Source organism: Bartonella sp. F02 (assembly GCF_026929975.1).
GTDB lineage: Bacteria > Pseudomonadota > Alphaproteobacteria > Rhizobiales > Rhizobiaceae > Bartonella.
Genome location: NZ_JANHOK010000008.1, coordinates 21,477 through 32,849, shown reverse-complemented (window position 1 = coordinate 32,849; position 11,373 = coordinate 21,477). Strand labels below are relative to the sequence as shown.

Genomic DNA, 11,373 nt, shown 5'->3' with positions numbered 1-11,373 from the left:
CGAATGGCGGCAACGTCTTTTTAGTATTGCTACCTCTACAACTGATTCTACAGTAGCAGCTGGTGTCTGTGGTACTTGTCTTTTACATTCGTATCAAATGCTGGCAGAGCTTGAAGAATATTATCCAGGAAGTCCTCTGACCAGTGGAGGCTATTTTTTTGATACGCGGCCTAATCGAGATCCAATGATTTCATTTCATCGAAGATATCCTTTCCTGTATAATTTTCTGGAAGATGTGCCTCAGAGATATGGAACTCCTTTAACACCATCAGAAACAGACGATGAGATTAATTTGAGAATAGCCCGTTCAATGACGGAGATTGTTTTACCTCATTTTATGTGGGAGGCATCAAATATAGCGACAGATCGTGGAGCTATTATGAACTCTATTCAAGAGCTTTTGAGTGCACCTTCTGGGACAAGTTGGATTTCTTTTTTAATTTCTGTTCTACCAGACGGGAGTACGCAAGCCCATGCAATGCCTATTCTTCGGACTTCTTCTGGACTTGTCGTTGTTCCCACAAATCTTATGAGTGAATTTCACGATTTTGTTATGGCAACTCAAGCAACCATGAATGCTGAAACTGTCTATGATCATCTTTCTCAGCAGAGAACTGAAAATATTATTTTTTTCGCAACATTGCGGTTAGGTGGAATAGATGCAAATTCTTTGAATAGTGTCATGTCACAAAATAATTGTACTGGAGATGGTCAAGGGAGAAGAGGGAACAGACGGTTTCCAGGAAGCTCTTTAGTGAACCAGTGTGTTAGTGGTCGATGTGCTATTTTTTAAGAAAATAAAAAGCCTGTTTTTAAAATATACAGGCTTTTTAAAAGGTGTTTATTTTTTACAATGATTGAGGTTTTTCGTTTTATTTTGTTTCTCTGAACAAGAATAATCCAAGTCATTTTTTATTTTCTTTGAGAGAAATGTTATATTCTTCTGAAGGAAATGATCTTTTAAAATTTGCCTCAAAACTCAAAAATAACATTTTTGAGTTTTAAAAATGGATAAAAATTTGAATAATTATGGTATTTTAAAAAATCACAAGATTTGTTTGTCCGAATTGTTAGTTTGTAACTTTTAGTTTCTCAATTTTTTTTGTGTTGATTGTGATTTTATTTTTTTTGAAAAATATTTGATGTATATTTTTGCCTTAAATAGGTCTTAAATAAGAAGTAGCCCAAAAGGCTATATGTGTAATGAATACACAGCTTGTGTCACGTTTTAAAATGAAAGTGATGAGAGTCTTATGAGAGCATATGCTTTAAAGTTGGTTTCATTTTTTGGTATCTTTTTTATGCAGATAAGTGTGCTTTTTGCTGCACCTGATCAGAAGATTTCTGATCCTCCTATAGATAAAGCTATTCATATTAAAGCGCATACTGGGTATGAATATTGTTACGCTCCCGCTTTTGTCGATGGTGAAAGTTATGTCTATATCGATAATTGTTCTTCTTCGGGGGTTAAATTTGCACGCTATGATGTTTTTCAAAGAATTGCTTGGAAGATTGATGATGTTTGGCTGTGTATGACAGCTCCGGGATCTGTAACAGGAGTTGATGGGGATGGCCAACAACAATGGGATTATCTCAAACTAAGACCCTGCGTTATCAATGATCCTAATCAACGTTGGGTTATCAACGGAAGAGCTCTGTATACAGCCGATGAAAAATATCGTGTGAAAGATTATAAGTGGTATACATATATTTCAAAAAATCAGGGAGATTATTACGATCATACTTTAAGCGCTGAGATGGATCATTGGATTAATACGGTTGCAGCTCCTGGGAATATGAGTCTTAAAACGTTTGTTGGTTGGTCTTATGTCAGTAGAGATGGGTTTACGATGTATTATCTTTCAGATAATGGATCGAAAACAGAAATAACAGATCTTTATTACAATCCAGAAAATGGCCACCTTGCACGCTATTTTCCCTCTTCTGGAATTCTTTCATGCATGGCATCGAAACAGTCTCCTCAAGATAATTGGGATTGGGTAGAATGGAGATTTTGTAAAGATATTGTTTCAAAACAAAGAGATGCAGGCTATTGGGATATTTCTTTTTTAAATGGTCGTGAAGGCCCTGCGAGGGATAAAAATGGTAATTATTTACGGGTGACACAATTTGGGACTAACTGGGGTGTTCCTTATACAGCTAAAGGTTCATATATTAAGGGGGATACAACAAATTCTCCAAAATCAAATTTTGTTTTTTCTTATGATATTCAGCGTTGGGAGCACTTTGTTTCTGGAAATTTTGCAGAATCGTTGCATTATTGCCCAGCTCCAGGAAAACAACAATCTGCTTCCCATGCGAAAGTAAGAGTGAAACGTTCTCTTCCACCTGATTTTAAGTTGAATGATGCATGGCGCAAACGGCTTCATGCGATTGCAACTTCGACAGCGAGCACGACAATTTCTGCGGGGATATGTGGGACATGTCTTTTACATACTTATCAAATAATTGCGGAACTCCAAAGCACCTATCCAAGAGATCCCCTTACAGAGGGAGGGTATTTCTTTGATACAGCTCAGGGGGTCGATCCGATGATTTCGTTGAATCGAAGGTTCCATTCAGTTTATAGTGTTATGCGAAATGCTCCTCAATTTTATGGAATTCCTTTACATCCAACGGAATCCAGTGATGCGATTGCTGTTAGAATAGCTGCTTCAACGACACAATCTGTTTTACCCCAGTTTGAATGGAGAACGTCAAGTTTAGCGACAACTCATGACGACATTTTAAAGGCAATCCGTGAGCTTCTCACGGCTCCTGCAGGTACAGTGTGGATTGGTTTAATGACTTATGAGGGAGGAACAGGTCGGCATGCTGTTCCAATTTTGCGAACTTCTGCTGGGCTGAAGGTTATTCCAACAAATACTTCACTTAGCTATTTTGAGTTTACGAACGAAACGTCAGAGACGATGGATCCTAATCTTGTCTTGTTGCGCTTGTCACAGCGGCGTGGAGTTTCAGCAGTCACTTCTTTTGCATCTTTACAGTTAATGAGTCCAGAACAAGCTCCTTTGAGTGTTGTTCTCTCTCAAAATAACTGCACCGGAGAAGGGGAAGATCGGAGAGGAAGTGGTCGTCTTCCAGCAAGTTATTTAGTCAATCAATGTGCAAGTGGGAGATGTCCTCTTTAATAAAGCTGTGACATTTCCTGTGTTTTAAAAACAGTCTGTTAAAAAGTGAAAAGCAATTCATTCTGAACCTATACGATCAGAATGAGTTGTTTTTTTATATTGATCCGCTTTTTGTTCCACATTGAAAATAAATGATCATTCTGTTCAGAAGAAATCAATAAGCGTAATAAAACACGCTATTGAGAAAGAAGATTTTCTATAGGTTGTTGACAGACCTTTAAGAGAAAACACCTATGATACACTTATATTTGAATATTTTAGAAGATGTGAATTTTTGTATGAAGAACATAATATGGCATCATTCATCTTTTGTGGAGAAAAATGAATCTACAATGCAAAGAAATAAGATGACAAAATCATTGCGATGCTTGTTTCTATACGATACTTGTTTGTAGAAGCGCTATACAATTATTTGTTCATACACATGACTGCGAGAGAAAAATAATGACTGAAAAGCAAGAAAAAACAAAAGCTCGTTTACCCCGTGGTTTTATTGATCGTACGCGTACACAGTTATGTGTAACTGAAACAATGATTGCTCAAATTCGTGAAGTTTATGAACTTTATGGCTTTGAAGCGCTTGAAACACCCATTTTTGAATATACTGATGTTTTGGGAAAGTTTTTGCCGGATACAGATCGTCCGAATGCGGGTGTTTTTTCTTTACAAGATGACGATGAGCAATGGATGTCTTTACGCTATGATTTGACGGCACCGCTTGCTCGTTATTTTGCAGAAAATTTTGAAACTTTACCAAAGCCTTATCGCAGTTACCGTCTTGGTTTTGTCTTTCGCAACGAAAAACCAGGACCTGGGCGCTTTCGGCAATTTTTGCAATTTGATGCCGATATCGTCGGTGCTCCAACAGTAGCTGCTGATGCAGAAATTTGCATGATGGCATCGGATAGTTTGGAGAGATTGGGAATTCAGCATCACGATTATGTCATTCGCCTGAATAATCGCAAAATTTTGGATGGTGTTTTAGAATTGATTGGTTTGAGAGGAAATGAGCATATTGAAAAACGTCTAACGGTTCTCAGAGCCATTGATAAGCTGGATAAATTTGGTCTTGAAGGTGTCCGTTTGCTGTTGGGCGCAGGACGTTTAGATGAAAGTGGTGATTTTACACAAGGTGCTGGTCTTAAAGATAAAGAGATTGACAGTATTCTTGCATTGATTGCTGTAGAAACGAAAACAGCGGATGAAACTCTTGAGGTTTTTAAAGAAGTAGTTGGACACAATACTCAGGGGCTGGAAGGTGTGCGAGAACTTGAAGAGATGCAAGCCATTTTTTCTGCAAACGGTTATCACAATCGCATCAAGATTGATCCATCAGTGGTGCGTGGATTGGATTATTATACGGGACCTGTTTTTGAAGCGACATTGCTTTTTGATGTTCTCAATGAGGATGGGCAAAAAGTTGTTTTTGGATCCGTTGGAGGAGGAGGGCGTTATGATGGACTTGTTGCTCGTTTTCGTGGTGAGAATATCCCTGCAACGGGTTTTTCAATCGGGGTGTCTCGTTTAATCTCTGCTTTACACAATCTTGGAAAATTGCCAGTGCAGGAAGGAAGAGGACCGGTTGTTGTCTTAATGATGGACAAAGAACCAGAGGCTGTTGCTCGTTATCAACAAATGGTGATGCAATTGCGCAATGCAGGGATTTGTTCTGAGTTATATATGGGGGCTTCAGGGATTAAAGCACAAATGAAATATGCTGATCGTCGTCGTGCACCTTGTGTGGTGATTCAAGGATCACAAGAGCGCCAAGAAGGTAAAATTCAAATTAAAGATTTAGTAGAGGGCGCGCGTTTATCTCATGAAATTAAAGATAATCAAACATGGCGAGAAAGTCGTCCAGCGCAAATAATGGTGGATGAGAGTGAATTAGTTCAGGCTGTACAAGAAATTTTGTCGGCTCAGAAATGATCAAAGCTTTACTGTCTTCAGTTATGTGTAAAAATAACGGTGCAAATCTTTTTCAAAAGAAAATTTGCACCGTTTAAAAACTATTCCGATTTGAAAACTTAACCTTTAAGCGCGTTCAAAATGTTTTGTGGTGATGAGGCCCCATAAGGGTCTTGAGAACAGTTATCTGAAAAGCCTTCTTCTTCGAACCATTGTTCAACAACACCATCTTTAATGATAGCCGCGTAGCGCCATGAACGCATTCCAAAACCGACATTGTCCTTAGCAACGAGCATTCCCATTTTTCGTGTAAATTCACCTGAACCATCTGGAATCAATTTTACATTTTTGATATTTTGACTTTTACCCCAAGCATTCATCACAAAAGCATCATTGACAGAAATACAATAAATTTCATCAATTCCAGCTTGTTTAAACTCATCATAGAGTTTTTCAAAGTCAGGAAGCTGGAAAGTTGAGCAAGTAGGTGTGAACGCTCCAGGAAGGGAAAAAAGAATGACCCGTTTTCCTTTAAAATAAGCATCACTTGTCATTTCTTGCCATCGGTAAGGATTATTTCCACCAACTGATTCATCACGTACACGAGTATGAAATGTTACTTGGGGAACTTTTTTGCTTATCATAATTATCGCTCCTGTATTTTTGGGGGAGTTGCGTTTAAGAAAATTTGTTGCGTTTTAATAGTCATTAATTAATTATCATAAGATTGCAGATATTCCACATTGTCGTCAAGCACGAATTAACATCGACACTCGTGGTTCTATATTCTAAGATTGAATTGAGATAATGTGAAAGTACAGTGATGGGGATAAGGACAGTTTTGACAACAGCTTTTGAGGATCAAAAGCTTGGAACCTCTGGATTGCGCAAAAAGGTATCCGTTTTTCAACAGTCTCATTATGTTGAAAACTTTATTCAATCGATTTTTAACACGATAGGATCTTGTGAAGGAAAATTGTTCATTCTTGGAGGAGATGGGCGTTATTTTAATCCCACACTTATTCAAACAGTGTTGAAAATGGCTGCTGCTCAAGGTGTTGCTTGTGTTAAAGTTGGAAAAGGCGGACTGTTATCGACACCAGCTGTATCACATCTTATTCGTAAATATCGTGCGCAGGGGGGGATTATTCTTTCAGCCAGTCACAATCCTGGTGGTCCGGAGGGAGATTCTGGAATAAAATATAATATTGCAAATGGAGGTCCTGCACCCAAAGCCCTTTGTGATGCTATTTTTGCAACATCACAGAGCCTTTCTTCTTATAAAATTATGGATGCGCCCGACATTGATTTAGAGACGGAGGGCAGCACGTTTATCGGTTCGATGCGTGTTGAAATTATTGATCCTGTAGCGGATTATGTTTCTTTGATGCAGGAGATTTTTGACTTTGAATGTATTGCTCATGCGGTAACAGAAGGGTTAAGTTTAAAATTTGATGCAATGCATGCGGTAACCGGTCCATATGCGCGGGAAATTTTTGAAAAGTGTTTAGGGTTTCCAGAGGGAACAGTGATGAATGCTTTTCCTTTACCGGATTTTGGAGGGCGTCCTCCAGATCCAAATTTAGTTCATGCGAAGGATCTATATTGTTTATTGATGTCTGATCACAGTCCAGATCTTGGGGCGGCTTCAGATGGGGATGGTGATCGTAATTTGATTATTGGCCGCAAGCAATTTATTACACCTTCTGATTCACTGGCTATTATGGCGGATTATGCGCATCTCATCAAAGGTTATCGGCAGGGTATAGCAGGGATAGCGCGTTCTATGCCAACAGGGCGTGCTGCCGATTTGGTTGCTGAAACAAAAGGGATCAATTGTTTTGAAACGCCAACGGGCTGGAAGTTTTTTGGGACGCTTTTGGATGCTGGTCAAATAACCTTGTGTGGTGAGGAAAGTTTTGGAACGGGATCTCATCATGTCCGCGAAAAAGATGGTTTATGGGCTGTATTGTTTTGGTTAAATCTTTTGGCTGTTACGAAGAAAACGGTTGCTCAAATTGTTCAACACCATTGGCGCACTTATGGACGCTTTTATTATTCACGTTATGATTATGAGCAAGTTGATGGGAAAAAAGCTTTAGAAATGGTGGAGCATTTGCGAGATCAATTGCCACAGATGGGAACAAGAATTGCTGGTCTCACGGTCGAAAAATCCGATGACTTTATTTATTCTGATCCAATGGATGAGAGCACAAGCAACGGGCACGGAGTGCGTATTTTTTTTGATAATGGAGCGCGGTTGGTGGTGCGTTTATCGGAAACAGGGACGGTGGGAGCAACTCTAAGGCTTTATCTTGAGCAGTATGAGAGTGATCCACGCAAACTCACTCAAGAAACACACCAAGCTCTTTTGCCTCTACAGCACGTGGCTTTTGAATTACTCAATATAAAAGAAAAATTGGGCCGCGAACGGCCCGATATTATAACGTAAAATTTGTTTTATTGTGGATGGATCATTTTTTTAGGATCAACGAGCCGATCGTAATCTGTTTCTGAAACCCCAGCTTTCAAAGCTTCAGCGCGTAAAGTTGTTCCATTTCTATGCGCTGTTTTAGCAATTTCTGCTGCTTTTTCGTAGCCAATTTCTGGTGCAAGAGCAGTGACCAACATAAGAGAGCGTTCCATCAAATCTTGGATATGATCCCGATTAGCGCGCAACCCTTGAATGCAATGCGTATCAAAAGAGCGCATGGAATCTCCAAGAAGAGACAGTGATTGTAAGACATTATACCCAATCATAGGTTTATAGGTATTGAGTTCAAAATGTCCTTGGCTAGCCGCAAATGTTACACTGGTATGATTTCCAAAAACTTGGCACGCTACCATTGTCAAAGCTTCACACTGTGTAGGATTGACTTTTCCTGGCATGATGGATGAACCAGGTTCATTTTCAGGTAAGCTTAATTCGCCTAAGCCGGAACGTGGCCCTGATCCGAGGAAACGAATATCATTGGCAATTTTGAAAAGATCCGCGGCTAGCGCGTTGAGGCTTCCATGAAAATGCGTCAAAGCTCCATGATGTGCGAGCGCTTCAAATTTATTATTGGCAGTTTTGAATTCTATTCCTGTGAGTGAGCTAACTGTTTTTGCAAATGCAACATCAAAACCTTTTGGTGTATTAAGCCCTGTTCCAACAGCTGTTCCTCCTTGAGCAAGCATTTGGGCATCGGCTAGAGCCATTTCAATGCGATGGCAGTTTGCTTCTAGTGCTGCACGATAGCCTGAAAACTCTTGCCCCAAAGTGAGCGGTGTTGCATCTTGAGTGTGTGTTCGCCCGATTTTGATAATATTAGAAAATTCATTCTCTTTTTCTTTGAGAGCGGCAATAAGAGCATAGAGCGTTGGTAAGAGATGTTTGCGTGTTTGCAATGTGGTTGCAATATGCATTGCTGTTGGGAAGGAATCGTTTGATGATTGGCTCATATTGACGTGGTCATTGGGGTGGACTGGTGCTTTGCTGCCTAGTGTTCCTCCTAAAAGAATACTAGCGCGATTAGCGATCACCTCATTGACATTCATATTACTTTGTGTTCCAGAACCTGTCTGCCAAACAACGAGGGGAAAATGTGTATCAAACTTACCGGCAAGTACTTCATCGGCGGCTGTTACAATTGCTTCCCCAATCTCTTTGGGAAGTTTCCCTTTTTCCATGTTCACGAGAGCTGCTGCTTTTTTTACAAGGCTTAAAGCATAGATCAAAGCCATAGGTTGTTTTTCTGTTCCGATATCGAAATTATGTAAAGAACGCTCAGTTTGCGCTCCCCAATATCGATCTTCGGGTACTGAAATGGTTCCAAAACTATCGCTTTCTTGACGTGTCTTAATCATGGTAAAATCCCTTTATGTTGACTTGTTAATGAGATCCTTTTATTGTTTTTCGGTTAATAAAAAAGTTGGTTCTACAGAATTAAAGAACAAAGACAAAACACGAAGTATATACAGCATATCGAGATTAATTTTTGCATAGAATCCTTGACATTGTAGAGTGCCGTTTTTATATTTCAAGAGATGTTAGCATTCTTCACGCGTGAGTGCTAGCGGGAACTTAAAATTAATACAGTTTAATAAGATTAATTTAGTTATATTTAAGTTTTAAGGATTTAAAACATGGCTCATATAAAATTCCGCCCACTTCACGATCGCATCGTTGTCCGTCGGGTTGAATCTGAAAACAAAACTGCTGGTGGGATTATTATTCCTGAAACCGCTCAAGAAAAACCTCAAGAAGGTGAAGTCATTGCTGTTGGCAGTGGTACTCTTGATAACAATGGAAAACTCGTACCTTTAGAAGTTAAGGCAGGAGATCGTATCTTATTTGGTAAATGGTCTGGAACAGAAGTTAAGATTTCTGGTGAAGATCTTTTAATCATGAAAGAATCTGATGTTATGGGAATTTTAGGATAATCTATCCTCTTAATTCTATTTCATATTATATTATTTTGGGACAATCCAATATTTGGAATAATCCAAGGAGAAAATAGATGGCTGCTAAAGAAGTCAAATTTGGCCGTGATGCGCGTGAGCGCTTGGTGCGCGGTGTCGATATCCTTGCTAATGCTGTTAAGGTAACGCTCGGACCTAAAGGTCGCAATGTTGTGCTTGATAAATCATTTGGTGCACCCCGTATTACGAAAGATGGTGTATCAGTTGCAAAAGAAATTGAACTAGAAGATAAGTTCGAAAATATGGGTGCGCAGATGTTGCGCGAGGTTGCTTCAAAAACCAATGATGTTGCTGGTGATGGAACAACAACTGCTACTGTTTTAGGACAAGCTATCGTACAAGAAGGTGTTAAGGCTGTTGCTGCTGGTATGAACCCAATGGATCTTAAACGCGGTATTGATGCTGCTGTTGATGAAGTGGTTCAAAATCTTTTCAAAAAAGCAAAAAAAATTCAAACATCAGCAGAAATTGCACAAGTGGGAACCATTTCTGCAAATGGTGCTGAAGAAATTGGAAAAATGATTGCCAATGCTATGGAAAAAGTTGGCAATGAAGGTGTTATCACGGTTGAAGAAGCGAAAACTGCTGAAACTGAATTAGAAGTTGTAGAAGGAATGCAGTTTGATCGTGGATATCTTTCTCCTTATTTCGTCACAAATGCTGACAAAATGATTGTTGATCTTGACGATCCTTATGTTCTTATTCACGAAAAGAAATTGTCAAGCTTACAAGCTTTACTTCCTGTTCTTGAAGCTGTTGTTCAATCTGGCAAACCACTTCTTATTATTGCTGAAGACGTGGAAGGTGAAGCTTTGGCAACGCTTGTGGTTAACAAACTGCGCGGTGGTTTGAAAATTGCTGCCGTTAAAGCACCAGGATTTGGTGATCGTCGTAAAGCAATGTTAGAAGATATCGCTGTATTGACTTCAGGTCAGGTTATTTCTGAAGACGTTGGCATTAAACTTGAAAACGTTACTTTGAATATGCTTGGACGTGCAAAGAAAGTAAGCATTTCTAAAGAAACCACAACGATCATTGATGGTGCTGGACAAAAAGCTGAAATTAATGCGCGTGTAAACCAGATCAAAATGCAAATTGAAGAAACAACTTCTGATTACGATCGCGAAAAACTACAAGAAAGACTTGCTAAACTTGCTGGTGGTGTTGCTGTTATCCGTGTTGGTGGTTCAACGGAAGTTGAAGTGAAAGAAAAGAAAGACCGTGTAGATGATGCCTTGAATGCAACACGTGCTGCTGTAGAAGAAGGTATTGTTGCTGGTGGTGGTACTGCGTTGTTGCGTGCTGCGAATGCTTTAACAGTTAAAGGAAATAATCCAGATCAAGAAGCTGGTATTAACATTGTGCGTCGTGCATTGCAGGCTCCAGCGCGTCAAATTGCAAGCAATGCAGGTGAAGAACCCGCAATTATTGTTGGTAAAGTTCTTGAAAATAATTCAGATACTTTTGGTTACAATACTGCTACAGGTGAATTTGGTGATTTGATTGCTTTAGGAATTGTTGATCCTGTTAAGGTTGTGCGTTCTGCTTTGCAAAATGCTGCATCTATTGCGAGCCTTCTCATTACAACTGAAGCAATGGTTACAGAAGTTCCGAAAAAAGAAACTCCAATGCCTCCAATGCCAGGTGGCGGAATGGGCGGAATGGGCGGAATGGATTTCTAAGCCCTTAGAAAAAGTAAATATAAAAAAAGAAACGGGCTTTTTAGCCCGTTTTTTATATTTTTAAATGTATTGTTTTGTTTTATTTTTAGATGTATTTTAAATCTTTAAGTCTAAAATCAAGATTATTAATATAATTTTTTTAAAAATACTGTAATAATCGATAATTA

The 11,373-nt window shown here is 39.2% G+C and carries 8 protein-coding genes; 6 read left to right on the top strand and 2 right to left on the bottom strand.

Going from position 1 to position 11,373, the window contains the following annotated elements:
* From NPY00_RS06060 to hisS, 3 genes are all read left to right on the top strand, one after another.
* The coding region (locus NPY00_RS06060) for a DUF1561 family protein (RefSeq protein ID WP_269021182.1) at positions 1–793 on the top strand (793 nt) is incomplete at its 5' end.
* A gap of 508 nt (positions 794–1,301) precedes the next feature.
* Positions 1,302–3,152, top strand: coding sequence for a DUF1561 family protein (locus NPY00_RS06055; RefSeq protein ID WP_269021181.1), 1,851 nt, complete (start codon positions 1,302–1,304; stop codon positions 3,150–3,152).
* Positions 3,153–3,596: 444 nt separating this feature from the next.
* Positions 3,597–5,081, top strand: coding sequence for a histidine--tRNA ligase (gene hisS, locus NPY00_RS06050; RefSeq protein WP_269021180.1), 1,485 nt, complete (start codon positions 3,597–3,599; stop codon positions 5,079–5,081).
* A gap of 98 nt (positions 5,082–5,179) precedes the next feature.
* On the opposite strand, the gene NPY00_RS06045 is transcribed toward hisS, so the two are convergent.
* Positions 5,180–5,704 carry a peroxiredoxin gene (locus NPY00_RS06045; RefSeq protein ID WP_269021179.1) on the bottom strand — a complete coding sequence of 175 codons (525 nt, stop codon included), beginning with the start codon at positions 5,702–5,704 and terminating at the stop codon, positions 5,180–5,182.
* Positions 5,705–5,883: 179 nt separating this feature from the next.
* On the opposite strand from NPY00_RS06045, the gene NPY00_RS06040 reads away from it, so the two are divergent.
* Positions 5,884–7,512, top strand: coding sequence for an alpha-D-glucose phosphate-specific phosphoglucomutase (locus NPY00_RS06040; RefSeq protein ID WP_269021184.1), 1,629 nt, complete (start codon positions 5,884–5,886; stop codon positions 7,510–7,512).
* An 8-nt stretch (positions 7,513–7,520) separates the two neighbouring features.
* Here the strand turns inward: NPY00_RS06040 and fumC are convergent, their stop codons facing one another.
* Entirely contained in the window at positions 7,521–8,909 is a 1,389-nt protein-coding gene (gene fumC, locus NPY00_RS06035) for a class II fumarate hydratase (protein WP_269021178.1), read from the bottom strand.
* A 279-nt stretch (positions 8,910–9,188) separates the two neighbouring features.
* Between fumC and groES the strand changes: the two genes are divergently transcribed.
* Entirely contained in the window at positions 9,189–9,485 is a 297-nt protein-coding gene (groES, locus tag NPY00_RS06030; protein WP_269021177.1) for a co-chaperone GroES, read from the top strand.
* 77 nt (positions 9,486–9,562) lie between these two features.
* The gene (gene groL, locus NPY00_RS06025) at positions 9,563–11,206 is read left to right on the top strand and encodes a chaperonin GroEL (protein WP_269021176.1); all 1,644 of its coding nucleotides are present in this window, start codon (positions 9,563–9,565) and stop codon (positions 11,204–11,206) included.
* Positions 11,207–11,373 lie beyond the last annotated feature (167 nt).